The organism is Azospirillum sp. P4_B5, assembly GCF_056402275.1.
The window spans coordinates 12,933-38,256 of record NZ_JBFUHT010000030.1 but is presented as its reverse complement, the minus strand read 5'-3'; the positions used below and the strand labels follow the sequence as shown (position 1 = coordinate 38,256).

Sequence of the window (25,324 nt, the reverse complement as noted above, 5' to 3'; positions counted from 1 at the left end):
GCATTTGCGCATCCTGTACATCACCTCCAATCGTCTCGGCGACGCGGTCCTCTCAACCGGCCTGCTGGCCCATCTGACGGCATTGCACCCGGACGCCGCGCTGACCATCGCCTGCGGCCCGCTTCCGGCCCCGCTGTTCCGCTCCGTGCCGAGGTTGGAGCGGCTGATTCCCATGCCGAAGCGGGCCTGGGCGCGGCATTGGTTCGACCTGTGGCGGGCCTGCGCCGGCACGCGTTGGGATCTGGTGGTGGACTTGCGCAACTCCGCGGTCGGCCGTCTCGTCCTGGCGAAGCGCCGTTTCTTCCACGCCCGCGCCCCGCATCTCCACAAGGTGGAGGAGATCGGGCGGGTGTTGGGCCTGTCCCCGCCGCCATCCCCCCGCCTGTGGATCGACGCGGCGGCCGAAGCCGAGGCCGACCGGTTGCTGCCCGGCGGCGCGGAGCCGTTTCTGGCGATCGGCCCGACCGCGAACTGGACCGGCAAGGAATGGCCGGCGGACCGCTTCGCCGAGCTTGCAACGCGGCTGACCGGTCCCGGTGGCCGGCTGTCCGGCCATCGCGTCGCCGTGCTGGCCGCCGGGCCGGAGCGCGAGCGCGCCCGGCCGGTCCTGGAGGCGCTGGGGGAGCGGGCCATCGACCTGACCGGGCGCACCGATCCGATGGCCGCGGCAGCCTGCGTGCGCCGGGCGGCGCTCTACATCGGCAACGATTCGGGGCTGATGCACATCGCCGCCGCCGCCGGCACGCCGACCGTCGGGCTGTTCGGGCCGGGCTTCCCGGAGACATACGGCCCCTGGGGTGTGGCGGCGCGCACCGTCATCAGCCGGATTCCGCGGTCCGAGTTGCTGGCCCGTCAGAAGGCCGATCCGCAGGCCACCGGCCTGATGGACGGTATTTCCGTGGAGGCGGTCGAACAGGCGGCGGGTGAATTGCTCGGGCCAGCGACGCCGGGCTCCACAATGCCGGCTCCTCTAATGCCGGACTGCCGCGAAGTCGTGACAAATCCTTGCAAATCACCGGAGACAGGTCCCTAAAGTTGACAAGGATTGAAGGATCGCTGACAATCCTTTTGGTCCGGACCTGATTCAGCATTGCTCTGTCCGGCGGCCTGTCCCGAGGGTTTGGAATGAAGCCGACACCGACATACGCGAACAAGCCGACTTCCGACAATCCCCGTGATGTCGAGGCCTGGGCTTTGGCGGAGGCGTCGCGACGCCTGATCGATGCCGGGCGCAGCCCCGTGAACGAGGAGGCGCTCTGCGCCGCCCTGCAATTGAACCAGCGCCTGTGGACGATCTTCCAGGCCGCGATGACCGAAGAGGATTGCGGCCACCCGCCGGAGGTGCGGACCAACATCGCCGCCCTGTCGCTGCTGGTCGACCGCGAGACGGTTGCCCGGCTGGTCGACCTGGACGTGTCGAAGCTGGAGACGCTGATCAGCATCAACCGTTCGGTGGCCAGCGGCCTGACCGCCCGCCCCGACGTGCCCGTCCAGGGACAACCGGAGCCGGCTCCGCAGGCGGCGCGTCCCGCGATGGCACCGCAGATGGCCCCGCCGGTTTCCGCTCCGGACGGACAGCCGCCGCGCCAATCGCTGCGAATCTCGATCTGAGGCCCGAGCGCTTCAAAAGAAAAACCGGCGCCCTTCGGGGCGCCGGTTTTTTGTTTGGCGGTCGTTCCCTCCCCTCGTCAAAGGGAAGGGAGCCATCGCCGCTTCAGGCGATGTAGTTCAGCAGCGACAGCTTCTGGCGCTGGCCGGCGACCGTGTAGGCGGCCTCCAGCGCGTTCATGGAGGTGCGCAGGCGGGCCGCCACCTCGGTTTCGTCGATGCCTTCGATGCCGGCGATGCGCTCGACCACCGTGGCCGAGGCGGTGGTGTGGGCGGTCTTCTTCTCCTCCAGCGTCGCGAGGTCGGACGCCACTTTGGAATGGACCGACCGCACCTCGTCCTTGGCCTGGGCCATCAGTTCCCGCGACTTGGTGATGTACTCCTCGTACTTGCCGGGATTGGACGCCGCGACGTGGGCCATGCGGAAGGCAGAGATCAGCTTCTGAAAGGCGCGGTCGTCGCTGGTGACGCCGTAGGTGAGCGTCTGGCCGTCGTCGATGGTGACGGCGGCCTTGTCCCACGCCTTGCTGTTCTTCCGGTTCGACATGTACTCCGAATCGTAGAAGGGCAGGTCCGGCGGGTCCACATAGGGCACATCGGTCAGGGCGTCGGCCTGCGAGGGCAGTGTGGCGACCGAGATCGTGTTGTCGATCTGGCCGTTGACCGCCCGCACCGAGGTGGTGAACTGCTGCACGCGCGACGGATGGTTCGGGTCCATCGTGGTGTCGCTGGTCAACTGGATGGTCGATCCGTTGCCGGCGGCGTCGATGGTCACCGGCGGGACCGGGCTGGTCTTCGCGAACTCGCCGCGCAGCATGTCGGCCACCTTCGACACGTCGGTGACGCCGTTGTTGTAGTCCTTCTCCGTGACCGTGTAGCGGACCGTGTATTTTTGGTAGGGCGGCAGGTCCTCCGGCTCGTCCGGATGCTCCGAATAGTATTTCCGGTTGAAGGGGTCGTCCGGGTCGCCGACGGTGACGTTGATTTCGTAGGTGTCGCCGATGTCGACCCCGTCGCCGGTCAGCGCGAAGCTGTCGATCTGCTTCAGCCCGGTGCCGGCGGGCGCCGGCAGGGTGGCCTGCTGGGTGGTCGTGGGCGCCGTCATCGAGTTGTCGATGCTCATCGAGTTCTGGACGCGGGCCTTCACGTCGAACTTCTGGCTCGGGTCCTCGCTGATCAGCGAAATGACGCCGTTGGCCGCGGAGGCGATGATCGGCAGCTTCGGGTTGGCCGACTGGATCAGGCTGTTGAGCGTGCTGGCGACGAAGGTGACGGTCTTCGGATCCCCCGGCTGGACCTGATAGCCGAAGGGCTTGCCGTCGATCGACACCTCGAAGTAGTCGTCGGCGTTGACCATCGACCCGTTCAGCGTCACGCGGCTGGACTGCGGCTGGGCCAGCAGGTCGCCCACCGGCTCCGTGCCGTAGCGCGAACCGGCGAACAAATAGCGGTCGCCGAACTGCTCGTTCAGAAGCTGCTGGATGTCGCGCAGCGCGCCTTCGACCCGGTCGCGCATGTCGTTGGCCTGCGGCCAGCTCACCGTGAAATTGCTGCTCGACGCCGCGGTGAGCTGGTCGAAGCTCAGGTTCAGCACCGCACCTTCGCCGGGGCCGCCATCGATCTTGAAGTTGTAGCCGCCGCCGTCGCTGGGGGGGACCGTTTTCAGATTGATGGTGCGGGTGGTCTTGCCGCCCAGCCCGTCGGTCACCGTCACGTCGAACGAGCCGTTGACGCCATCCTTCGAGGGGATGGAGGTCACGGTGTAGCGGGCGTTCTGGGTGAAGGTGGACTTGTCGCCGTTGACCGTGAGCTTCAGCGCGTCGGGATTGCTGTTGAAGGTCGAAGTGACGCTGGCCGGACCCGGCTGGAACGGCATCAGGTTGCTGCTCTGCCAATCCGTGGCCAGCTTTTCCAGGCTGTTCAGCACCGTGTCGGTCGCCTTGACGCGCGGCGACGCGGTGTTGATGTTCTGGACATAGGCGTCGCGCTGGGTCAGCTCGGCGCGCAGGGCCAGCAGCTTCTGCGTCTCCGCCCCGTAGGCGTTCAGGTCGGTGGACTTCTTGCCGGTGGTCAACTGCTCCGAGAGCGTGTCCACCTTGTTCTGGCCGTTGGTCAGGTTGCGAACCAGGCCAAGATACTTGGCGTAGCTGCTGACTTGAGTGATGGAGCTCATCGGACGATCGCCTCCAGCGCGTCAAACATCGTGTTGGCCACTTGCATGACCCGTGCCGACGCGGCGTAGGAGGTCTGAAGCTGCTGCAGATTCGCGATTTCCTCGTCGATGTTGACGCCGGTCGTCGCGTGGTAGCGCTCCTCCAGGATCTGGCGGGAGTCCTTGTCCAGCGAGCCTTTGTCCATCGCGGTCTTGGCCGCGGACATCCAGCCGCCGGTGATGTTGCTGGTGATGGAGCTGAAGGACGCGCCCTCCAGCTTCAGCCCGTCGGCCTGGAAGGTCCGGCCGGTGGCGCTGAGCGCGGTGACCACGTCCTTGACGGCCGCGCTCTTCAGTTTCTTCGTGTTGTTCAGCAGGTTCTCGTTCACGTGGATGGTGAAGCGGTCGTTGCCCATAAAGAACTGCGTGCCTTCCTCGCCCGGCACCGTCTTCGCCTGGTCGTAGGCGTCGCGGAAGCTGGTGGGCTCGCCCGGCTTGGTCGAACCGGTGAACATCTGCGCGTAGGCGTCGAGCTGCGAGCGCAGCTTGCGGATCACCTCGTTGGTCGGGTCGGCGCTGGCCGGCTGCGGCGGGTTGGCGGTGGAGCCGTCGGCGCGCAGGTTCATCAGCGCGGCGACCTTGCCTTCCTTCAGGTGCTGATTGACGTTGGTGACTTGATTGCCCACCGTCAGGTTGATATTGCCGCCCTCGTAGGAAAGATTTGCCGCCTGGCTGTCGACCAGCGCCAGCCCCGTGGGGGTGAAGACGGCGACGCGGCCGTCCGGGCGGGGAACCGTGCGCACGCCGACATAGGTGCTCAACTCGCGGATCAGCCCGTCGCGCTTGTCGGCCACCTCGTTGCCGGCGGAGCCGTAGCCCTGCAGCGAGACGATGTTGTTGTTGATGCTCTCGATTTCCTTCAGCAGCCGGTTCACCTCGCCGACCGACTGGCCGAGGTCGTCCTGGATCTCGCGGTCCATGTCCTCCACGCCCTGGGACACGCGATTGATCTCGCGCGCGAAGGTGTCGGCGGCCTGGATGAGCTGGTACTGCGCCACCTCGCTTTCCGGCGAGGTTTCCACCGCCTTCCAGGCGGTCTGGAAGGCTTCGGCGTATTCGTTGAGCTGCGGCTTGCCGCTGGTCGTGCGCAGCAGGTCGCCCAACTGCTGCATGTAGGAGGATTTGGTGGCCGAGGAGCCCTCGCGCGCGGTCAGGTCCTGCACCTGGCTGAGCAGGGCGGAATCGACCTCGCGGCGGTATTGGGAGGTGAGGACGAACCCGTTGGAATCCAGCACGTTCGACACGGTGTGCCGGGTGCGGGTGGGATCGTCGGCGCGGGCGACGTTGTCCGAGACCAGCTTCACCTGGGCCTGGACCGCACGGAGGCCGGCCGTCGCGCTGCCGAGGGCGCCGAAGAGGGACATGGCCGTTGGACCTTTCGTCTACGGGGAAAGCGGTCTGCTGTTGACCGGGCGGGCCGCGGGTCATGCGGCCGCCCGTTGGTTCAGGACCGCGCTTAGCGCTTCAGCCCGAGGACTTCCTGAAGCATCTCGTCGGAGGTCGTGACGATCTTGGTGTTGGCGGAGTAGGTGCGCTGGGTGACGATCAGCTTGGTGAACTCGTCCGCGATGTCCACGTTGGAGGATTCCACGCTGTTCGCGACCACCGCGCCGGCCCCGTTGGTGTCGGGGTCGTTGAAGTTCGGCCGGCCGCCTTCGTCCGTCTCGATGTAGACGCCGCCCGCTTCGCGCTGCAGCGCGTTGGGGCTGTTGAAGGTGACCACCGGGATGCGCCCGATGGTGCGGCTGCGGCCGTTGTCGTAGTTCACGATCACGTCGCCGTTGTCGCCGTAGACCACCTCCTTGTACTGGCCGCGCGAGGCGCCGTCCTGCACCAGCTCGCGCACGTTGATCTCGCTGCCGGCGAACTGGGTGACGCCGCCCGACTTGCCGATCTGGCCGAGGTTCAGGGTGATCTGCTGCGGACCGAAGCCGTAATCCACCGTGAAGGTGACGTTGGCGTCCGCCCCCAGCGCCTGGTTGGCGGAGGTCACCGCCGTGCCGGTGCCGACCTTGGCCGTGCTGACGCTGGTGATGGTGCCGACATTGTCGGGATCGGTGCCGAAATTCAGCAGGACGTGCGCCGGCGTGGTGCCCGCCTGGGCGGCGGTCTCCAGCGTGAACTGGTCGGCGGTGGCGCCGCTCGCCGACTTGGCGACGAGCTTCAGCACGCTGCCCTCGGCGCTGGCCGTCACCGGCAGGGAGGTGTTCTTGTTCACCAGATTGGCGAGGCTGGCCGCGATGGTCTCCATCGAGGTTTCCTCACCCGTCGTCCGGTAGGTGATCGGTGAGCCGTTGACGATGACCGTGTATTCGGCGTCCTTGTCGCCCGGCGTGCCGGTCAGCGTCACCGATTCCGACTGCCGCACCCCGGCCACGTTGGAGGTGGTGGTGGAGGCGGTCAGCGTGCCGGAGCTGCCGGTGGCGTTCTGGATGCTGGCCTTCGCCTCGAACTTGCCGGTGGTCGAGGTGTTGTGGGTGAGGGTCAGCCGGCCGCCGGTTGAGGTGGCGACGACGTTCAGGTTGGCGGCGTTGACGCGGTTGGCCAACTCCTGCAGGACGCCGTTGATGTCCTGGAAGTTGCCGAAGTTGGACTTGTCCACCTTCACCGAGACCGGCGTGCCGTCGATCGACACCGAATAGACGTCGCCGATGTCGATCTGCGTCTGCGGATAGGAGAACTCCTGGCGCTGGCCGCGCGCGTCCGTCGGCGCGCTGATCGTCGGGCCGGTCACCTGATTGTTGGAGGCCGCGCCCGATGTGTATTCCTGGTCGATCTTGAAGGGCGTGCCGGGGTTGCGGGCGGTGACCTGCAACTGTGAGTTCACGACCGACGCGATGACCGGCGCCTGCGGGCGGGCCGAGTTGATCTGGGCCGCCAGTGCGTTGGCGATGCCGCCATAGGTCCCCATGGTCAGGATGTTGTCCGCGGTCACCGAGACCGCGTAGGGCACGCCGTCCACCCGCACGGTGTAGCTGTCGCCGACCCGCACGTTGTCGGTGGCGGTGATGTCCAGGTTGTTGGCGCTGACGTTCAGGGGATCATTAGGATTGATGGCCGTCAGCACCAGATCGCCCGCGGCGTTGCGCGCAGCGGATACTGCCAATCCGGCGCCGTTGATCTGCGTCACCAGATCGTCCACGACCCCTTCCATATCCTTCAGTGTGTTGATGTTCGAGTAGGAAATGCTGGTCTTGAACTCGGTCCCCAGCACGTTGACGACATACTGGTCCGGCACCTTCAAGCTTGCTGCTGTCGGGAAATCGACCTGGGTGATCTCGACCACGCCGGGGGCGGGGAGCTGGGTGGTGGTCGCCGTCATTGTCGAGTAGTCCACGGGCGTGGAGGCGGTGATGCTGTTCTTGCGGCTGTCGGCGTTGGTCACGCCATAAGTGGCCGTGAAGGTCTGCGTTATTGCCGTGCCGTCCAGCACGAGCTGGTTGGCCGTGCCGGGGGGAACCGTGGCCGTGCCAATCAGGGCATTGATGCCCAGCGGCGGCACGGCGGCGTTGATCTGGCTGGCCAGATCGGCGACCACACCGTTGACGTTGAGCAGCGTGCCGATGTTGGCCGAGGTGACGCGCGTCTTGAACTCGGTGCCAGCCACCGTGATGCGGAACTCGTCGCCAACGTCAATGGCGGCGGTGGAGAAGGTGAAGGTGCTGCGCTGGTCGCCGCTGACCGAACCGGTCGAGTTGGTTGAGGGACCGCTAATCGTGCTGGTTTGTGGCGTGGTGTTGTTGAAGGTCCCCGAAATCTCAACCGGCGTGGGGTTGGTTCCCGTCGTTTCGACGATTATTCTACGGTTGTCTTTGTCGTCCAGCCTGGCTTGGTAGAGGGCAGGAGACAGCGCATTGATCTGGTCCATCAAGGCGGCTGCGACATCTTGGTAGTTTGAATAGCTCCCGATGTTCCCGGCGGTCACCGCGACCGTGATAGCGGGGCCGCCATTGATGTTCAGGGTGTAGGTGTCGCCGACCCGGATGTTGTCCTGCGACGTGCCATCCGGGTAATAGTTGGTACGGCCACCGATGGTGACCGACGAGGACGGGAAGGAGGTCGTGCCGTTGACCAGCACCTGGCTGACCTGGGCCACCGGCGTCACGCCGGACACCTGGCTGCCCGCCGCCATGGAGGCGGCACCGCCGGCGAAGGAGCCGGCCACCGGCTGCGTCGAGCTGCCCGGCGCGTCGATGCCCAGGCGCCACGCGTTGGCGGCGTCCTGGCGCCAGTTGAACTGGATGGTCCGGGCGTTGCCCTGGGTGTCGTAGACCTGGATGCTGGAGGACGGGATCGGCACGCCCGGCGTCGGGGTGGCCGGCAGGTTGGCGCCCAGTGTGATGCTGTTGGTCGACTGCGGCTTGTCGGTCAGGGTGTTGACCTGGAGCGGCTGCACCACGTCCTTCTTCAGCTGGCCGGTCACGTCGTCGACGATCCAGCCGTTCAGCGCGAAGCCGGCGCTGTTCACCAGATAGCGGTTCTTGTCCAGCTCGAAGTCGCCGACGCGGGTGTAATAGACGTTGTCGGCGTTCAGCGTGCCGGTCTGGGTCTGCACCGTCTCGCCCTGCTGGCCGGGGCCGGTCAGGCCGCGGCTGAGCTTGGACACGCTGAAGAAGCCCTGGCCCTGGATGGCGGCGTTGGTCGGGCTCTGCACCTGGGTCAGGTTGCCCTGGATGTTGTTCATGAAGACGGGCGCCGCCGTCACGCCGCCCGGCGCGTGCAACCGCTCGTTGGACTGGAGCACCAGCGTCTCGAAGGCCGTGTTGACCCGCTTGTAGCCGACCGTCGAGGCGTTGGCGATGTTGTCAGAGATGTGACCGAGGGCCTTCGACTGCGCGCTCAGGCCGAGGACGGCGGTGGTCATCGAACCGAAGATGCTCATGGCCAGGGATCTCCAAACGGAAGGGCAAAAATCGTTGCCATCTGGGTAAGCAAGGACGGTGCCAACTGTGCGACCGTTGTTAGATCATTGTTTTGTAATGGGAATTTTGGCGGGAGGACGTGCCGGTCCCGTTTTTGCCGCGCGCTGGGAAAAATTGGCCTAGCAGCCTGTGCGGGAGAGGGAAGAAAGCTCCCGTCCAGCCGGTATGACCAAAGGACAGGGCGTGGGCGGACGGGGGCTGCGCTAGAACGGGGGAGGCGAAACGGGATGCACGCCGGCGGTGTGGCCGCTGGGGGAGGCCGGCTTGGACCGTGTGGAGCAACTTCTGATACCGTTGCTGGGTGCTGCCCTTCTGGGACACGCGCTGAGCGGCGTGCCACTCCGCTTCGATCCGCCGGACCCGCAGCTCTTCGACGTGGCCGCCTTCAACGCCACCCTGCTGGCGGCGGAGATGCCGGCGCTGCCGGCCGCGAATTCTCGCCCGGCCTGGAGCCGGGACGATCCCTACGACTGCTTCTGCGGCGCCAACTGAGCGGAGGCGAACCGCTCCAGCTCCGTGGCGACAGCGCGCAGGACGCTGTCCCAATCGCCGGGGCGGGGCTGGCGGAACAGGCGCAGCGACGGGTACCAGGGGCTGTCCGCACGGTCGAGCAGCCAGCGCCAGTCCGGCGCGTAGGGCAGCAGCAGCCACGCCGGCACGCCGAGCGCCCCCGCCAGATGGATCGTCGCCGTGTCGACCGCGATGACGAGGTCGAGATTCGCCAGGATGGCCGCGCTGTCGGCGAAGTCGCGGACACCCGCGGTCAGGTCGGGCAGGGCGGCGGGCCGGGTCGCTTTGGCATCGCCGGTCTGCAGGCTGAACAGGCGGAGGCCCGGCGCGTCGAGCAGCGGGGCAAGCCGCTCGACGGTGATGGAGCGGTTGCGGTCGTTGCGGTGATTCGGGTTCCCCGCCCAGACGAGGCCGATACGGGGTCCGGACCCCGTCCCCGTATCAACCTCGGCGATCCGGCGGCCCCAGCGCGCCACCTCGTCCGCTTCGGCGGAGAGATAGGCGGGAGGCGCGGGGATGCTCGCCAGATCGGTGCCGAAGGCGCGCGGCAGGCTCATCAACGGGCAGTGGAGATCGTGCGGCGCCGGGGCGGGGCCGCGCACCAGCACCTGGATCTCCGGCCCCAGCGAGCGCAGCAGACGGAATTGCAGCGGGTGCACGTCCAGGATCACCCGGCCCCCGGCGCGGGCCACCAGCGGGGCGTAACGAGCGAATTGGATGGTGTCGCCGAAGCCCTGCTCGGCGTGCAGGAGGATGCGCCGGCCGTCCAGCGGCTCGCCGGCCCAGGGCGGTGCGGGCAGGCGGCGCGGGCGCCACTCGAACGCCTCCCATCCGGCGCGCAGGTCGCCCCGGACCAGCCGGCCGACGGCGCGCGCCAGATGCGCGTCGGCGTGGTCGGGCGTTGCTGCCAGCAGGGCGTCCAGGCAGGCGTCGGACTCCGCGAAGCGGCGCGCGTCGCGCAGCACGACGCCGCGGTTGAGCGCGGTGTCCGGATGGCCGGGGCGCAGCCGCTCCGCGCGCTCCAGCCACGCCAGCGCGGCGGAGTAGTCGGCCAGCGCGTGGCGCACCGAACCCAGGTTGGTCAGGGCGTCGGCCAGGGACGGGTCGAGCGCCAGGGCGCGGGTCAGCGCGGCGTCGGCCCGCTCCGCGTCGCCCAGCACACGCAGGGCGCCGCCGAGGTTGGCCCAGGGCGACGCCGCGTCGGGGCGGAGGCGCAGCGCGTGGGCGATCAGCGCCGCCGCCGCGGCATGGGCGCCGCGCTGGGCTTCCGCCACGCCGAGCAGATGCAGGGCGTCGGGCTGCGCTGGCTCCACCGCCAGCACGACGCGGTAATCCTGCGCCGCCTCGGCGAGGCGCCCGGCCATGTGGTGGTTGACGGCGGCGTCGAGAACGTCCAGGAGTGTCGCCATGCCCGTTGTCTACACCGGGGCCTTGCCGAAGGCGAGCCCCCGGACCTTCCCGGAACGAGGATTTCCATGGACGACCGTCTGCCGACGCACCTCTGGGTGATGGCGCACATCCGCGCCGCCGATGCCGAGGGCGTCACGATGATGGTTCTTCGCAAGGGGGACCCCAGCCGCGGCACGGTCATCCTGAAACTGAACCGGCTGGACCGGACCTTCAGCGTGCTGGTCCAGGTGCGCGACGAGGAGCGGCTGCGCTGGTCGCGCGGCACCGGCGCCGATCCGGTGGACGAGGCGACGGCGGACGCCTACATCGCCCGCCAGACCCGCTACGACCCCGATGTCTGGGTGATCGAGGTCGAGGACCGCAAGGGCCGTCACTGGTTCGAAGGGGAGGTGCGCTGACGGCCCTCTCCGGAGCGACGCCGGATCACACCAGCTCCGCCTTTCCCACATTTGCCCCCGCCGTCGGCGTGACGCGCGGGAAGCGCAGGGTGAAGCGGGTGCCTTCGCCGGGGATGCTCTGCACCGTGATGGTGCCGCGCAGCGTGCCGGTGACGAGGTTGTAGACGATGTGCAGCCCCAGCCCGCTGCCCCCGCTGCCCCGGCGGGTGGTGAAGAAGGGGTCGAAGATCTTCGGCAGGATGTCCGAGGGAATGCCCAGCCCGTCGTCGGCCACCGTCAGCTCCACCTGATCCTGCGGCAGCAGGCGGGCGGCGATGGTCAGCCGGCCCGGATGGTGCGGCGTGAAGGCGTGGGTCAGCGCGTTGAGGACGAGGTTGGTCAGGATCTGCGACAGGGCGCCCGGATAGCCGTCCAGCTCCAGATCGTCGGGGCTGTCCAGGCCGATGTCCAGGCCGGCCACGTCCTTGTAGGCCGGGCGCAGGCTGCGCAGCAGCTCGCCGATGTAGGTCTTCAGCTCGAACCGGCGGCGCTCGTCGCTCGACTGGTCCACCGCGACCATCTTGAAGCTCTGCACCAGATCGGCGGCGCGCATGCTGTTGGACAGGATCAGCCGGGCCATTTCCCCGCCGTCTGCCATGAAGCGCTGGAACTCCGACTTCTTGATCGCCCCGGCGGCGAGCTGGCGGGTCAGCTCCTCGAACTGCACGGCAAGCTGCGAGGCGCCGGTGATGGTGATGCCGATGGGCGTGTTCACCTCGTGCGCGACCCCGGCGACGAGCTGGCCGAGCGAGGCCATCTTCTCCGCCTGGATCAGGCTGGCCTGGGTCTCCTTCAGCTCGCGCAGCGCCTGCTCCGCCGCGTCGCGGGACCGGCGCAGCGCCGCCTCCGCCTCGACCTCGCGGGTCACGTCCACGACGATGGACTGGACGGCGGTCTCTCCTTTCCAGTCGATGCGGCGGCTGGTCAGCTCGATCCAGCGCTCCGACCCGTCCAGCCGGCGGGCGCGCAGCCGTCGCCGCTCGCTGGCCAGGCCGGTGGCGACGATGTGCCGGTAGTTGTCCTCGACCAGCGGCCGGCTGTCCTCGGCGATGAAGTCGAGCACCGACCGCACCTTCAGCGCCCGGTCCAGGCTGCTGCCCAGCATCTGCAGGAAGGCGTCGTTGGCGTAGAGCGGGCGGAAATCGCGGTGGATGATGATGCCCTGGATGGAGCCTTCGACGAGGTCGCGGAAGCGCCGCTCGTTGTCGGCCAAGTCCATCTGGCGCCGGTCGATCTCGTCGATGAAGTAGCGGATGGAGGCGGCGATGTCGGTGATCTCGTCGTTGCCTTCCACCGGGACCGTCGCGTCGCTGCCCGACAGGCGGGCCAGCACCGCGCCGTTCAGCGCGACCAGCCGCGACGTCAGGAAGCGCCGGAAGAACAGATGGACGAGGATGGCCAGCAGGATGGAGGCGCCGCCCATCACCATCACCATGCGCGAGCGGTCCTGGATCAGCGCCGCCAGATCGCCAGTGCGGTCGGTGGACTGGTCGTGGATGGCGTCGAACAGCGCCAGCGTGAAGCGGTCCACCGTCTCGACCAGGACGCGCGACTGGCCGGACAGCGCCTGGGCGCGGTTGCGCGCCTGCAACCGTTCGGCGGAGCTGTCGAACAGTCCCTCCGGCGCCACCAGGATCGCCGCGAGGTCGGCCCGGATGCGTTCCATGGCGGAGCCCTCCGGCTCGGGCGTGGCGGCGGCCAGACGGCCCAACTCGGCCAGCGTGTGCTCGGCGTTGCGGCGCTCCACCCGCAGCCGGTTCAGATGATCCGTCTGCATCGCCCCGGCGGCTCGCGCCATCAGCGCGCCCGCCCGCACCGCCCAGGCGCCCAGCATCCCGCCCCCGCCGGGCGCCGCCGTGGCCGGTCCGGTCCCGGGCTCCGCCCCCGGCAGCCGTTCCAGCGCGTCGGCGAGTTGGGCCAGCGCGCGGATCGCCTCCGCCTGACGGGCGCCGGCCTCGATCTGCCGGTCGACCTCGGCGTTCAGGTCGGCCACCGTCGCCGCCAGGATCAGCAGGGTCGATTGGGCCTGCTCCAGAAGCCGCAACTCGTCGCTTTCGCCGTCGCCGCCCGGCTCGCCTTGCTGGTGGAGGTCCCGCATGCGCTCGACCAGCTTCCTCAGGAATTCCAGCTCGCTGATCAGCTCGTCGTAGATGGCCCGGCGCTGCGGGGTGGTGGCGGCCCCGGCAAGAACGGGCAGGCGGGCGACCAGCTTCTGGAGCGAGCCGCGCAGCTCCGCGCTGGTGATGACCTTCGGCAGGGTGGTGGTGGAAAGGACCGACACCTCCCCACGGAACAGTTGGAAGGAGGACAGCGACACGACGCCGACCAGCAGGACCAGCATCGTCATGATGGTCAGACCGATGGAGATGCGCAGCACGATGCCGGCGCGCGCGCGCCGCCGCCGGTGCAGGGACTCGGCAGCGTCGGTGCGGTCGGCGGGTGGGGGCATCGTGGCCGTCGGCTCCATCCCGCGGTTACCGCTGGACCGTCAGGCGGCCGTCGAGCCGCGGTGCGAAGCTGCCCGTGCGGGCGATCCGGCTGGCCAGGATGGTCGAGACGAAATCGGCGTCGCGGTCGTCCACCAGCCGGGGGGCGGTGGACAGCATCGCATAACCGTCCCCACCGTTGGCGAGGTAGCTGCCGGTGGCCAGCCGGAAGCGGGCCACCGGCTCAACCGGCTTGCCGCCCACCGCCAGAGCCACCACCCGCTGGCCGGGCGGGCGCGACGCATCCACGGTGACGCGGGCGTTGGACAGGTGCGGGAAACGGCCCTGCAACTGCTCGATGCCGGAGAAGCCGAACTCCAGCGCGTCGCGGAACTGCTGCCCGGTGACCTCGATCAGCACGGCGGTGTCGTGGAAGGGGAACTCGGTCTGGATGTCCCGGCGCGTCCACACCGTGCCCGCCGCATAAGCGCGGTCGCCGCGGAAGGAGCCGCCGTTGATCAGCGCCACATCGGCCTCCATCGCCTCGCGCAGCGAATCGGCGACGGTGTTGGCGAAAGCGTTCTCGCTGGCGCGCACCGCTTCGCGCCGCGTGTCGATGGGGGTGTCCAGACGGCCCACCTGCATGCCCAGCATGCTGTCCAGCCGCGCGCGGTAGGCCTTGGCCTGTGTGTCCAGCGCCGGCTCCGGCGTCACGGTGGCGGTGTCGATGGCGCGCACGCCGCTGCTCCACACCGTGCGCGTGACGCCGTCCTTGGTGACCTTCTCCGCGGTGACGTCCAGGGCCAGGACCCAGGCGGCCTGGGGCTCGATCGTTGCGCTCAGGGTCTTGCCGTCGTAATCCACGGCGACCACCCGCCCGCGGTCCTGGTAGAGCACGATGTCGGCGGCGCCGGAGGCGATCACCTCGCGGTGGGTGCCGCCGGAATCGCCGGTCAGCGCCACCACCAGATCGGCCCCGGCGTTGCGCAGCTCCTTCCCCTTCCGCGCCAGGACCGGCCCCGGCGGCTGGAAATCGGTGCGCGGGGAGCGGGTGATCTCCCCCGTCCGCGCCGGCGCCGCGGCCAGCACCCCGACGCGCAGCGGCCCGGCGTTGAGCATCGCCCGGTCCTCCAGCCCGTCCAGCGGCTTGCCGGTCTGGCGGTCCACTGCGTTGGAAACGACGACGGGGAAGTTCGCTTCGAAGGCGCGGGTCATCAGCACGTCGTCGCCGTGATGGAATTCCCGGTTCAGTGCCGCCATGGCATCGATGCCGACCCCGTTCAGCAGGTCGATGACGTGGGCCCCCTGGTCGTAGAAGGACAGGACGGAGGGGGCGAGCGCCTGCCCGCCGTGCAGGACCAGCACGGTGCCGCCCGCCGCCCGTTCCTGCCGGACCAGCGTGGCGAGCCGGGCGATGCCGCCGCGTCCCTGCACATCCTCCAGCTCGGTCGTGCTGTGGGCGTAGAGGATGGTGAAGCGGGTGGAGTCCGCCCACGCGGGTCCGCAAATCCAAATTCCGAGAACCAGCGCGAACACCGGGCGCAGCCAGACGCCCCTGCCGAATCCCATGCCGTCGTTCCCCATCCAGCGCCCGCGCGGTCATCACAGCCGTGGGCCGCACCCCCGGTTCCGCGGCGGATTATGCGCGTTCGCGCGTCGGTGGTGAAGCTGTACCGAGGATGACAAATCGCCCCGTTCCGCGAAGGGACCGCGGCCGGCCGTGATGGGGAAACCGGAAATACCAAAAAGCCATACTTTTTACATGGAATTATCGGCCTATGCGGATGTTGCACCGCACCCATTCCGCATTGGTAATACCAGTTCGAAAGGGGTGCCCCTATTCTCCGCCAGCCCATTCTCGGGGCGTTTCCTCCCAAGACTCAAGGCCGGAGCGGTTGCTCCGGCCTTTTTTTCGTCCGCGGCGCGCCGGATACCGAGGCCAGCCGGCGTGAAATCGGAGAGCTCGCGGTGGATTGCGGACGGGCAAGGTTGCGCTATCCTGCGGCCCATGCCTGTCCTGTCGCCGCCGGAAACCCTGGATATCGCCCTCAGCCGGACCGCGAAGGTTCCGCTGTCCGCACAAATCCATGCCGCTTTGCGCGATGCCATCCGCGAAGGGCGGCTGGCCGGCGGGGCGCGATTGCCGTCCTGGCGGGATCTGGCCGTGCAACTCGGGGTGTCCCGTGGGACGGTGCGCGATGCCTACGAGCGGCTGATCGACGAACAGCTTGCGGTCGGCTTGGGCGCCGCGGGGACGCGGGTGGCCGAGGGGGCCATGGCGGGGCCACTCCCCGGCGGGCCAGTCCAGCCTCCATCCTTCCTGGAGTTGTTCTCCAATGTCGAGCGGACGCCGTTGCCCTTCCAGATGGGCGTGCCGGCGCAGGACGCCTTTCCCTTCACGCTGTGGTCCCGGATCGTCGGGCGGGCGGCGCGGGCCGCGGCGGCGGCTCCGGTCGGCTATCCCGATCCTCGCGGCCATCCGGAATTGCGGTGCGAGATCGCCGCCGTGCTGGCCATCGCCCGCGGCATCCGCTGCACGCCGGAGCAGATCTTCATCACGGCGGGCTATTCCGGCGCGCTCGGTCTGGTGATTCGGGCCTTGCGGCTGGACGGCACCACCGCCTGGATGGAGGAGCCCGGCTTTCCCCTGACCCGCCGCGCCCTTCACCTCGCCGGCATGACCGTGGTCCCCGTGCCGGCGGACGGCGGCGGGATGGACGTGGATGCGGGAATCGCCCGCGCCCCGGCGGCGGGTCTGGCCGTGGTGACGCCCGGCCAGCAGGCGCCGCTCGGCGCGACCATGACCTTGCCGCGCCGTCTTGCGCTAATGGAATGGGCGGCGCGGACCGGGGCGTGGATCGTCGAGGACGACTATCTCAGCGAACTGCAACTGAAGGGCCGGGCCGCTCCGGCGCTGGCCTCCCTCGACCGGGATGGGCGGGTGCTGCACGCCGGCACCTTCAGCAAGACGATCAGCCCGGCGCTGCGGCTCGGCTTCCTGATGGTGCCGCCGGGGCTGGCCGGCCTGTTCGGCGAGGCCGCCGCCTGCCTGTCCCCGGCTCCGGCCGCAGGAATGCAGCGGGCGGTGGCGGACTTCATGGCGGGCGGGCATTATTTCCGGCACCTGCGCCGGATGAAGCGGCTCTACGCCGTCCGTCAGCAGGCGCTTCTGGCGGGAATGCGCGACGCTGCGGGTGCCGAGCCGCCGATGGCGGTGGAGGAGTCGGGGAGCCTGTCGGTTCGCCTGGTCCTGCCACCGGGCAGTCGCGACATCGACATCGCCGCGGCGGCGCAGGCGGACGGCCTCGCTCCGGTGCCATTGTCGCCCTGGTACGCCGATGGCCCGGAGGCCGCTCGTCCCCGTGGTCTGCTTCTCGGCATCACCAACCTGCAGGAACGGCGCCTGTCCGACGACTGCCGCCGGTTGATCGACTTGGCGAAGCGGCACGGCTGACCCGGCATGGCTGACCCGGGGGACCGCGCTCAGCGGGCCGCGGCCGGAACCGTGCGGAAGCTGATGGCGAGGCGGTTGTAGAGGTTCATCAGGCCGATGGCGATCGTCAGATCGGCCACCTCCTTCTCGGAGAACTGCGCCGACACCGCCTGGAACTCCGAATCCGGGACGGCGGTTTCGGCCACCCGCGTCACCGTCTCCGCCCAGCGCAGCGCAGCGCGCTCGCGGTCGGTGAACAGCGTTTCGGCCTCGTGCCAGACCGGAACCAGCACCAGCTTGTCGATGGTGATGCCGTTCTTCAGCAGATCGCGGCTGTGCAGGTCGATGCAATAGGCGCAACCGTTGATCTGCGAAACACGCAAATACACGAGATCGATCAGCGTGACCGGAAGGCCGCACTGGCCGATGTAGCCATGCGCGCCGGCGAGGGCCTTCATGCCGGCAGGGGCGGTGGCGTGGTAGTCGAGACGCGGGGACATGGCGGCGGTCCTCATTGGGGATGCGGGAAGTTCTCGGTTGCCGCTGATCCTGCACCGCCCGCCGGTCAGTCGTAAGGACCAAGACGTGACGGAAATCCTGCACCATCCCGCGCAGGGGCACCCGTATCAGGCGCCCGCCAACTCACGGCGGAAGGCGCGGTCCATCATGGCGGCCACCCGTTCCAGCCTTTCCCGGTCCGCGCCGTCGCGGGCCGCCGCCGACATCCCCATCATCGCCACCACCACCAGATCGGCCAGCGCGTCGGCGCGGTCCGGCGCCTCGGTGGCGATGAAGTCGCGGACCGCGGCGCGGCCTTCCCGCTTGGCCGCGTCGGCCAGGGCCTGAGCCTCCGGGTCGGCGCTGTTGCGCGCCCCGTCGAGCACGAGGCACCCCGCCGTCCCGCCCTGGCCTGGATAGAGCGCCGCGGCGAGCGCCAGCGTCCGCCCGATCACCGTCGCCACGTTTCCGCCCTCCGCCCGAGCCCTGGCGAAGATGTTCGCCTCGCCCGCCGCGTAGCGCCGCAGCGCCCGCTCGAACAGCCCGGCCTTGCTGCCGAAGGCAGCGTAGAAGCTCGGCGGCTTGATGCCCAGCTCGGCGCCCAGCTCGGCCACGCCGACCGCGTCGTAGCCGCGGGCGTGGAACAGCCGCATCGCCGTCTCCACCGCCTCGTCCACGTCGAAGGAACGCCGCCGTCCACGCGGCTCCGATTTTTTTGTAGCGATCACTATAAAAAATCCTTGCGCGATGCCGTCCGCTGATTTTATATAGCGGTCACTACATTAAATCAAGGAACCGATCATGAGCGACTTCGCGGGCAAGAACATCCTGGTGCTGGGCGGCAGCCGGGGCATCGGCAAGGCCATCGTTCAGCGCTTCGCGGCGGGCGGCGGGCGCGTCGCCTTCACCTACGCCGGTTCGGCGGAGGCCGCCGCGGCTCTGGCCGCCGAGACCGGGGCCGAGGCGATCCGCACCGACAGCGCCGACCGCGACGCGGTGATCGCCACGGTGGCCGGGCGGGGCGCGCTGGACGTGCTGGTCGTCAACGCCGGGGTGGCGATGATCGGCGATCCGCTGACCTTCGACCCCGACGCGGTGGACCGCATGATCGACATCAACGTGCGCGGGCCCTACCACGCCGCGGTCGAGGCGGCGCGCCACATGACCGGGCCGGGGCGCATCATCGTCATCGGGTCGGTCAATGGCGACCGCATGCCCTTCGCGGGCGGTGCGGCCTACGCGCTCACCAAATCGGCGGTCCAGGGCATGGTGCGCGGCCTGGCGCGCGACTTCGGGGACCGCGGGATCACCGTCAACGCCATCCAGCCGGGGCCGACCGACAGCGACATGAACCCCGCCGACGGCCCGATGGCCGAGGCCATGCACGGCTTCATGGCGATCAAACGTCACGCCCACGCCAGCGAGGTCGCGGAACTGACCGCCTTTGTGGCCGGTCCGCACGGCGCGATGATCACCGGCTCGTTCCAGACCATCGACGGCGGCTTCGGAGCCTAACGCCGCGTTTCTACTCTTCCCCGCCCCAGCGGTCGCGGAAGACGAGGTCCTCCAGGGGAAGCCGGCTGCGCCAGCCGGCTTTCTCCAGTTCCGGCGTCTCGTGGAAGTGGGAGACGTAGCCGAGGCAGAGATAGGCGACGGGCACGATCCGCTCCGGGATGCCCAGCGCCGCGCGCAGCTTGTCCTCGTGCAGGATGCTGACCCAGCCGACGCCCAGCCCTTCCGCCCGCGCGGCCAGCCAGAGATTCTGCACCGCGCAGACGCAGGAGTAGAGGTCCATGGTCGGGATGTGCGTCCGCCCCAGCACCACCGGGCCGGAGCGCTCGCGGTCGCAGGTGATGCACAGGTTCACCGGCGCCTCGCGGATGCCTTCCAGTTTCAGGCGGCTGTAGAGCGCCTTGCGTTCCCCGGTGAAGAGGGCGGCGGCCTCCTCGTTGGCCTGGGAGAAGTCGGCGTGCACGCGGGCCTTCACCGCCGGGTCCTGGACGACGATGAAGTTCCACGGCTGCATGAAGCCGACCGACGGCGCATGGTGTGCGGCGGTCAGCACGCGGGTCAGCACCTCGTCCGGCACCGGGGCGGGGGCGAACTGCCCGCGCACGTCGCGGCGCGAGAAGATCGCCTTGTAGAGCGCGTCCCGCTCCTCCGGCGCGAAGGCGTGGTCGCTCATGAGTCCGCCGCGATGACGTGGAAGAAGGAGGCGAAGACGCTGCCCCGCCGTCCGCCGAGCGGTCCGAGGTCCGACCCGTCCGCCGCCGTGGCGGTGACCAGTGGCTCGTCCGTTCCGCGGTCGAGGATCGAGGCGTAATGGAACTCGTGCCCGCGCAGGGCGGTGCCCGCCCGGCCAAGCGGCGTGTCGCCCAGCAGGACGGCGCGGCGGTAGCCGAGATGCAGCTTGCGCTTGGCGAAGGAGGTCCGCACCCCAAGCAGCCCGAGCATCGGGTGGGTATTGCCCGCCGCGTCCTCCAGCGACTCACCCAGCACCATGTAGCCGCCGCACTCCCCATAGACCGGCCGCCCGGCCTGCGCGGCGCGGTGCATGCCGGCGCGGAAACGTCCGGCGGCGGCGAGCCGTTCGGCGTGCAGTTCCGGATAGCCGCCGGGCAGATAGACGGCGTCCGCATCGTCGGGCGGCGCCTCGTCGGCCAGGGGCGAGAAGTGGGTCACCTCGGCGCCCGCCACGCGCCAGCCCTCCAGCAGATGCGGATAGACGAAGGTGAAGGCGGCGTCCCGCGCGATGGCGATGCGCTGGCCCAGCGGCGGCAGAGCAGGCGCATATCGTCCTTCCGGCGCGCGGGAGGGGGCGGCCAGCGCCGCCACCCGGTCGAGATCGACATGCTGCGCGATGAAGCGGCCCAGAGCGGCGAGACGCTCCTGAAGGTCCGCCGTCTCCTCCGCCTGGATCAGGCCGAGATGGCGTTCGGGCAGGATCACGTCGGGGGTGCGGGGCAGCGAGCCGAGAACGGGGATGCCCAGCGCCTCGATGGCGCCGCCGGCCAAGGCGAGGTGGCGCGGGCTGGCGATGTTGTTCAGGATGACCCCGCCGATCCGCACATCGTCGCGGTAGGTGGCGAAGCCCTTGACCAGGGCGGCGGCGGATTGCGACTGGCCCTTGGCGTTGACCACCAGGATCACCGGCCAGCCGGTGCGCGCGGCCAGCTCCGACGTGGCCCCGGTGCCGGTCGCCCCGACGCCGGCCACCCCGTCGAACAGTCCCATCAGCGCCTCGCAGACCAGCAGGTCGGTGCCCTCCCCGGCGCGGCGGGCCAGCGAGTCCAGCAGGTCCGGCCCCATCGCCCAGTTGTCGAGGTTGACGCTGGGCCGCCCGGTCGCCGCCTGATGGAAGGCCGGGTCGATGTAGTCCGGTCCCGCCTTCACCGCGCCGACGCGCAGGCCGCGCGCCTTCAGGGCGACCAGCAGCCCCAGCGTGACGGTGGTCTTGCCGGTGCCCGACGCCGGCGCCCCGACGATCAGCCCGCGCGGTGCCGCCTCAGACATGGGGGCCTCAGCCATGGGGAACCTCCTTGGGCAGCCAGTCGAGCACGGGGCGCAGCCGCACCACCTCGCCGATGACGATGATGGCCGGCGGCTCCATCCCGCTCGCCTCCAGATCGGCGACGCAGGTGCCGAGCGAGGTCACCAGCACGCGCTGCCGCTCGGTCGTCGCGTCGGTCACCACGCCGACCGGCGTGTCGGCGGACAGTCCGCCCTCCATCAGCGCCGCGGCGATGCCGGGCAGACCCTTCCAGGCCATGTAGAGGATCAGCGGCGCGCCCGTCGCGGCCAGCGCCTTCCAGTCCGGCCCGCCGGCGCAGCTATGGCCGGTCGCCAGGATCACCGCTTGGTTGGCCGTGCGGTGGGTCGCCGGGATGCCGGCGTAGGCCGGGCCGGCGATGCCCGCGGTGATGCCGGGGATGATGCGGAAGGGGATGCCCCGCTCGGCCAGAGCCTGCGCCTCCTCACCACCGCGCCCGAAAACGAAGGGGTCGCCGCCCTTCAGCCGCAGCACGCGGTGACCCTCGCGCGCCAGCTCGATCAGGCGGTTGGTGATGTCGTCCTGGTGGGCGGAGGGCTTGCCGCCGCGTTTCCCGGCGAACTCAAGCCTTGCCGAGGGCGCCGCCAGCGCCATGATCCGTTCGCCGACCAGCGCGTCATGGACGATCACGTCGGCTTGCCTTAGACCTTGCAGGGCCAGCAGGGTCAGCAGGCCGGGATCGCCGGGACCGGCCCCCGCCAGCCACACGCTGCCGGGCCGGAAGTCGGCCAGTTCCAGAGGAAGAGAAAGGGAGTCGGGCGACGGCTCTGCGGTCATGGACGAGCACTCAGCGACGGAAAACGGTGTGGATGGCGATGGAAGCGGTAACGGCGACGGCAAGGCGTTGCGGCGGGGCTGGACGACGGGCGCCTGCGCCACCGCTGCCGCGCGGGCAGCCTGCGGGGCGCTGTTCTCCGGCGACTTTCCCGATCCGGTGACGGTAACCCTGCCCGGCGGCCAGACGCCAGCCTTCGCGCTCGCCTGGACGGAGCGCGGCGACGGCTGGGCGGCGGCGGGGGTGGTCAAGGACGCCGGCGACGATCCGGACGTCACCCACGGCGCGCTGATCCGCGCCCGCGTCAGCCGCGCCGCGCCCGGCCAGGGCGTCGTCTTCCGCGCGGGGGAGGGGGTGGGCACGGTGACCCGCCCCGGCCTGCCGGTCCCGGTCGGCGAACCGGCCATCAACCCGGTGCCCCGCGCGATGATCCGCCAAGCGGTCGCGGAGGCCGCCGCGCTGGCCGGCGAGGCCCCCGACGTCGTCGTCGAAGTCTCGGTGGAAAATGGGGAGGCGCTGGCCCGCCGCACCATGAACCCGCGGCTGGGCATTCTCGGCGGCCTGTCGATCCTGGGGACGACGGGGATCGTCGTGCCCTATTCCTGCGCGGCCTGGATCGCCTCCATCCAGCGCGGCGTCGACGTGGCGCGGGCGGCCGGGCTGGGCCACGTTGCGGCCTGCACCGGCGACACCTCGGAAAAGGCGGTGGTCGCGCGCTACGGCCTGCCCGAGCACGCGCTGCTCGACATGGGCGACTTCGCCGGGGGCACGCTGAAGTACCTGCGTCGCCACCCGATCCCGCGCCTGACCCTGTGCGGCGGCTTCGCCAAGTTCGGCAAGCTGGCGCGGGGTCTGCTCGACCTGCATTCCAAGCGTGGCAGCGTCGATCTCGACTGGCTGGCCGACCGCATGGCCGAACTGGGCGCCGCCCCGGACACCGTGGCCGAGGCCCGCGCCGCCAACACCGCCGCGCAGGTCCTGAGCATCGCCAGGGAGGCGGGCCTGCCGCTGGCCGACCGTGTGGCGGCTCTGGCCCAGCGCACGGCGCTGGACACGCTGGACGGCGCCCCCGTGGCGGTCGAGGTGCTGGTCACCGACCGCCAGGGCAACATCGTCGGCGGTTCCGGCTGGGCGGGGCCTTAATCCCTTCACTCGGCCAGCCCCCGGTAGCGGCGCACATGCGACCCGTCGTAGAGCGCGCTGCACCGGAAATCCTCCACCCCCAGCGCCGGGCCGACCAGGATCAGGGCGGTGCGCTCCATCGGCGAGTCCGCCACCCGGGCAGCGATGTCGGCCAGTGTGCCGCGCAGCACGCGCTCCTCCGGCCAACTCGCCCGGTAGACCACCGCCGCCGGGCAGTCCGCGCCGTAGAGCGGAGTCAGCCGCTCCACCACCCGGTCGATGACGTGGATCGACAGGTGGATGGCCAGCGTGGCGCCCGACCGCCCCAGCACCTCCAGCGTCTCGTTCGCCGGCATGGCCGAGGCGCGGCCCTCCGTCCGTGTCAAAATCAGCGTCTGGCTGACCTCCGGCAGGGTCAGTTCCCGCCCCAGCGCGGCCGAGGCCGCGGCGAAGGCCGGCACGCCCGGCGTGATGTCGTAGGGGATGCCCAGCTCGCGCAGCGCCCGCGTCTGCTCGCCCAGCGCGCTGTAGACCGACAGGTCGCCGGAATGCAGCCGCGCCACGTCCTGCCCAGCCTCATAGGCGGCTTTGAACTCGGCGACGATCTGGTCGAGCGTCAGCGGGGCTGTGTCGACGATCCGGGCGCCCGGCGGAGCGTGGGCGATGATCTCTTTCGGCACCAGCGACCCGGCGTAGAGGCAGACCGGGCAGGACGCGATCAGGTCGCGCCCGCGCAGGGTCAGCAGGTCGGGCGCGCCCGGTCCGGCGCCGATGAAATGCACGGTCATGCGGAAATTTCCCCAGAAATCGCCAGCGCGCAGGTGGCGCGCGGGGTGGAACGGCGCGGCAGCAGAAGGGTGGAGCCTGGCCCGGCGGTGGCCAGTGCGGCGGCCTCGGCGACCGAGGCGACGCCCACGGCGGCCTCGACGCGGGCGGAACAGGTCTGCACCCGGTCCTGAACCGCGTCCAACGCTGAATCGTCAACGAACCGGAGCGGAAGGGCGAGCAGCCGCGCCGCCTCCGCCACCCCAGCTTCGTTGCGCTTGCGCATCGGTGCCGCCAGTTGCACGGCGCGGCGCGTACCTTCGTCCAGCGCGGCCTCCTCGAAGGTGGCACTGAGCAGCCCGGCGATCTCCTCGCCGGGGCAGCCCATGCGGCAGCCGATGCCCGCCGCGATGATGCGATGCGCCGTCACAGCGGCTTCTCCGCCAGCCACAGCGTGACCGGCATCAGCGGGCGCCAGCCGGTGAAGCCGCCGATGGGCGCGGCGCGGCTGACGGCGATCTGTGACAGTTGCCCGCCCAGCCGCTTGTGGGTAGCGATCAGCATGGCCTCGCTTTCCAGCGTCACGGCGTTGGCGACGATCCGCCCGCCGGGCTTCAGCGCCGACCAGCAGGCGTCCAGCACCCCGTCGTTGGTCAACCCGCCGCCGATGAACACGGCGTCCGGCGCCGGCAGGCCGTCCAGCGCTTCCGGCGCCTTGCCGCGCACCAGTTCCAGCCCCGGCACGCCGAAGGCGGCGGCGTTGGCGGGGATGCGGTCGGCGCGGTCGGCCTTGTGCTCCACGGCGATGGCGCGGTTGGCCGGGTCGCTCAGCATCCATTCGACGCCGATGGACCCGGACCCGGCGCCAATGTCCCACAGCAACTCGCCGCGGCGCGGGGCCAGCCAGGACAGGGTGACGGCGCGGATTTCGCGCTTGGTGATCTGGCCGTCATGCTCGAACCAGTCGTCGGGCAGACCCGGCGTGCGGGGCAGGGTGCGGGCGCCCGGGGCGGCGACGCACTCAACCGCCAGCGTGTTGAGGTCGGCCACGCGCTCCGCCGACCACTCTTCCGCCGTCGCAACGATGCTGTACTCGCGCGGGCCGCCCATGGACTCCAGAGCGGTCAGGCGCGACGGTCCGAAGCCGCGCGCCGTCAGCAGCGTCGCCAGCTTGGCCGGGGTCGTTCCGTCCCAGGAAAGGATCAGCAGCCGCGCGCCCGGTTGCAGATGCGGAATGACCAGCTCCAGCGGGCGTCCGTGCACCGTCAGGGTGCCGCAGTCCTGCAACGGCCAGCCCAGGCGGGCGGCAGCGAGGCTGAAGGATGACGGGGCCGGAACGATCGACAGTTCCTCAACCGGAACGAGTTTCGACAGGGTGGCGCCGATGCCGTACCAGGACGGATCGCCGCTCGCCAGCACGCAGACCCGTCGGCCGCGCCGCGCCAGCAGAGCGGGGTAGGCGTCCGACAGGGGGGAGGACCAGGGCAGCCGCTCCTGTCCGCTCAACTCAGGCACCAGCGCCAGATGGCGGGCGCCGCCGGCCAACAGTTCCGCGCCTTCCACCAGCGCGCGGGCGGTGGGCGCCAGACCGTCCCACCCATCCTCGCCGATGCCGACGACGCTCAGCCAACGCCCCGGTCCTGTGCTAATCATGGC

At 69.9% G+C, this 25,324-nt stretch carries 21 protein-coding genes; 7 read left to right on the top strand and 14 right to left on the bottom strand.

What is annotated here, in order from left to right; all coding sequences use genetic code 11:
• Positions 1-4 precede the first annotated feature (4 nt).
• On the top strand, positions 5-1,033 hold the full coding sequence (locus AC1DVI_RS21585; protein WP_476959715.1) for a glycosyltransferase family 9 protein: 1,029 nt from the start codon (positions 5-7) through the stop codon (positions 1,031-1,033).
• 92 nt (positions 1,034-1,125) lie between these two features.
• Positions 1,126-1,611, top strand: coding sequence for a flagellar biosynthesis regulator FlaF (locus AC1DVI_RS21580; RefSeq protein WP_476959714.1), 486 nt, complete (start codon positions 1,126-1,128; stop codon positions 1,609-1,611).
• Positions 1,612-1,714: 103 nt separating this feature from the next.
• Here AC1DVI_RS21580 and AC1DVI_RS21575 read toward each other — a convergent pair whose 3' ends face one another.
• The 3 genes from AC1DVI_RS21575 to AC1DVI_RS21565 form a co-directional block, all read right to left on the bottom strand.
• Entirely contained in the window at positions 1,715-3,781 is a 2,067-nt protein-coding gene (locus AC1DVI_RS21575) for a flagellin N-terminal helical domain-containing protein (protein ID WP_476959713.1), read from the bottom strand.
• The gene (gene flgK, locus AC1DVI_RS21570) at positions 3,778-5,184 is read right to left on the bottom strand and encodes a flagellar hook-associated protein FlgK (protein WP_476959712.1); all 1,407 of its coding nucleotides are present in this window, start codon (positions 5,182-5,184) and stop codon (positions 3,778-3,780) included. Before flgK ends, AC1DVI_RS21575 begins: the two co-directional genes overlap by 4 nt.
• Positions 5,185-5,276: 92 nt before the next feature.
• Positions 5,277-8,702 carry a flagellar hook-basal body complex protein gene (locus AC1DVI_RS21565; RefSeq protein WP_476959711.1) on the bottom strand — a complete coding sequence of 1,142 codons (3,426 nt, stop codon included), beginning with the start codon at positions 8,700-8,702 and terminating at the stop codon, positions 5,277-5,279.
• Positions 8,703-9,015: 313 nt separating this feature from the next.
• On the opposite strand from AC1DVI_RS21565, the gene AC1DVI_RS21560 reads away from it, so the two are divergent.
• Positions 9,016-9,234, top strand: coding sequence for a hypothetical protein (locus AC1DVI_RS21560; RefSeq protein WP_476959734.1), 219 nt, complete (start codon positions 9,016-9,018; stop codon positions 9,232-9,234).
• Here AC1DVI_RS21560 and AC1DVI_RS21555 read toward each other — a convergent pair.
• The gene (locus AC1DVI_RS21555) at positions 9,207-10,661 is read right to left on the bottom strand and encodes a tetratricopeptide repeat protein (protein ID WP_476959710.1); all 1,455 of its coding nucleotides are present in this window, start codon (positions 10,659-10,661) and stop codon (positions 9,207-9,209) included. The two genes, AC1DVI_RS21560 and AC1DVI_RS21555, sit on opposite strands and share 28 nt — an antisense overlap.
• A gap of 66 nt (positions 10,662-10,727) precedes the next feature.
• On the opposite strand from AC1DVI_RS21555, the gene AC1DVI_RS21550 reads away from it, so the two are divergent.
• The gene (locus tag AC1DVI_RS21550; protein ID WP_145627440.1) at positions 10,728-11,060 is read left to right on the top strand and encodes a DUF1491 family protein; all 333 of its coding nucleotides are present in this window, start codon (positions 10,728-10,730) and stop codon (positions 11,058-11,060) included.
• Positions 11,061-11,085: 25 nt separating this feature from the next.
• Here AC1DVI_RS21550 and AC1DVI_RS21545 read toward each other — a convergent pair whose 3' ends face one another.
• On the bottom strand, positions 11,086-13,548 hold the full coding sequence (locus tag AC1DVI_RS21545; RefSeq protein ID WP_476959709.1) for an ATP-binding protein: 2,463 nt from the start codon (positions 13,546-13,548) through the stop codon (positions 11,086-11,088).
• Positions 13,549-13,573: 25 nt separating this feature from the next.
• The gene (locus AC1DVI_RS21540; protein ID WP_476959708.1) at positions 13,574-15,094 is read right to left on the bottom strand and encodes a bifunctional metallophosphatase/5'-nucleotidase; all 1,521 of its coding nucleotides are present in this window, start codon (positions 15,092-15,094) and stop codon (positions 13,574-13,576) included.
• Between the two features lie 439 nt (positions 15,095-15,533).
• On the opposite strand from AC1DVI_RS21540, the gene pdxR reads away from it, so the two are divergent.
• Complete coding sequence (pdxR, locus tag AC1DVI_RS21535; RefSeq protein WP_476959707.1) at positions 15,534-16,979, top strand: MocR-like pyridoxine biosynthesis transcription factor PdxR; 1,446 nt, start codon at positions 15,534-15,536, stop codon at positions 16,977-16,979.
• Positions 16,980-17,008: 29 nt separating this feature from the next.
• Here pdxR and AC1DVI_RS21530 read toward each other — a convergent pair whose 3' ends face one another.
• Positions 17,009-17,458: a carboxymuconolactone decarboxylase family protein gene (locus AC1DVI_RS21530; RefSeq protein WP_476959706.1), complete on the bottom strand. Its 450-nt coding sequence runs from the start codon at positions 17,456-17,458 to the stop codon at positions 17,009-17,011.
• Between the two features lie 126 nt (positions 17,459-17,584).
• Positions 17,585-18,184: a TetR/AcrR family transcriptional regulator gene (locus AC1DVI_RS21525; protein ID WP_476959705.1), complete on the bottom strand. Its 600-nt coding sequence runs from the start codon at positions 18,182-18,184 to the stop codon at positions 17,585-17,587.
• A gap of 73 nt (positions 18,185-18,257) precedes the next feature.
• Between AC1DVI_RS21525 and bdcA the strand changes: the two genes are divergently transcribed.
• A complete protein-coding gene (bdcA, locus tag AC1DVI_RS21520; RefSeq protein WP_476959704.1) occupies positions 18,258-18,971 on the top strand; it encodes an SDR family oxidoreductase in 714 nt (237 codons plus the stop codon).
• A gap of 10 nt (positions 18,972-18,981) precedes the next feature.
• On the opposite strand, the gene bluB is transcribed toward bdcA, so the two are convergent.
• The 3 genes from bluB to cobA are packed head-to-tail and all read right to left on the bottom strand — an operon-like array spanning position 18,982 to position 21,783.
• On the bottom strand, positions 18,982-19,641 hold the full coding sequence (bluB, locus tag AC1DVI_RS21515; RefSeq protein ID WP_476959703.1) for a 5,6-dimethylbenzimidazole synthase: 660 nt from the start codon (positions 19,639-19,641) through the stop codon (positions 18,982-18,984).
• Positions 19,638-20,984 carry a cobyrinate a,c-diamide synthase gene (locus AC1DVI_RS21510; RefSeq protein ID WP_476959702.1) on the bottom strand — a complete coding sequence of 449 codons (1,347 nt, stop codon included), beginning with the start codon at positions 20,982-20,984 and terminating at the stop codon, positions 19,638-19,640. Before AC1DVI_RS21510 ends, bluB begins: the two co-directional genes overlap by 4 nt.
• Complete coding sequence (gene cobA / locus AC1DVI_RS21505; protein ID WP_476959701.1) at positions 20,977-21,783, bottom strand: uroporphyrinogen-III C-methyltransferase; 807 nt, start codon at positions 21,781-21,783, stop codon at positions 20,977-20,979. The genes AC1DVI_RS21510 and cobA overlap by 8 nt, the downstream gene beginning before the upstream one ends.
• Between cobA and AC1DVI_RS21500 the strand changes: the two genes are divergently transcribed.
• On the top strand, positions 21,782-22,924 hold the full coding sequence (locus AC1DVI_RS21500) for a cobalt-precorrin-5B (C(1))-methyltransferase (RefSeq protein WP_476959700.1): 1,143 nt from the start codon (positions 21,782-21,784) through the stop codon (positions 22,922-22,924). The two genes, cobA and AC1DVI_RS21500, sit on opposite strands and share 2 nt — an antisense overlap.
• A 5-nt stretch (positions 22,925-22,929) precedes the next feature.
• On the opposite strand, the gene cobM is transcribed toward AC1DVI_RS21500, so the two are convergent.
• Genes cobM through cbiE form a run of 3 tightly spaced genes read right to left on the bottom strand, consistent with a single transcriptional unit; the run spans position 22,930 to position 25,321 of the window.
• Entirely contained in the window at positions 22,930-23,691 is a 762-nt protein-coding gene (gene cobM / locus AC1DVI_RS21495) for a precorrin-4 C(11)-methyltransferase (RefSeq protein WP_476959699.1), read from the bottom strand.
• The gene (locus AC1DVI_RS21490; protein ID WP_476959698.1) at positions 23,688-24,098 is read right to left on the bottom strand and encodes a cobalamin biosynthesis protein; all 411 of its coding nucleotides are present in this window, start codon (positions 24,096-24,098) and stop codon (positions 23,688-23,690) included. Before AC1DVI_RS21490 ends, cobM begins: the two co-directional genes overlap by 4 nt.
• Positions 24,095-25,321, bottom strand: coding sequence for a precorrin-6y C5,15-methyltransferase (decarboxylating) subunit CbiE (gene cbiE / locus AC1DVI_RS21485; protein WP_476959697.1), 1,227 nt, complete (start codon positions 25,319-25,321; stop codon positions 24,095-24,097). The genes AC1DVI_RS21490 and cbiE overlap by 4 nt, the downstream gene beginning before the upstream one ends.
• Positions 25,322-25,324 lie beyond the last annotated feature (3 nt).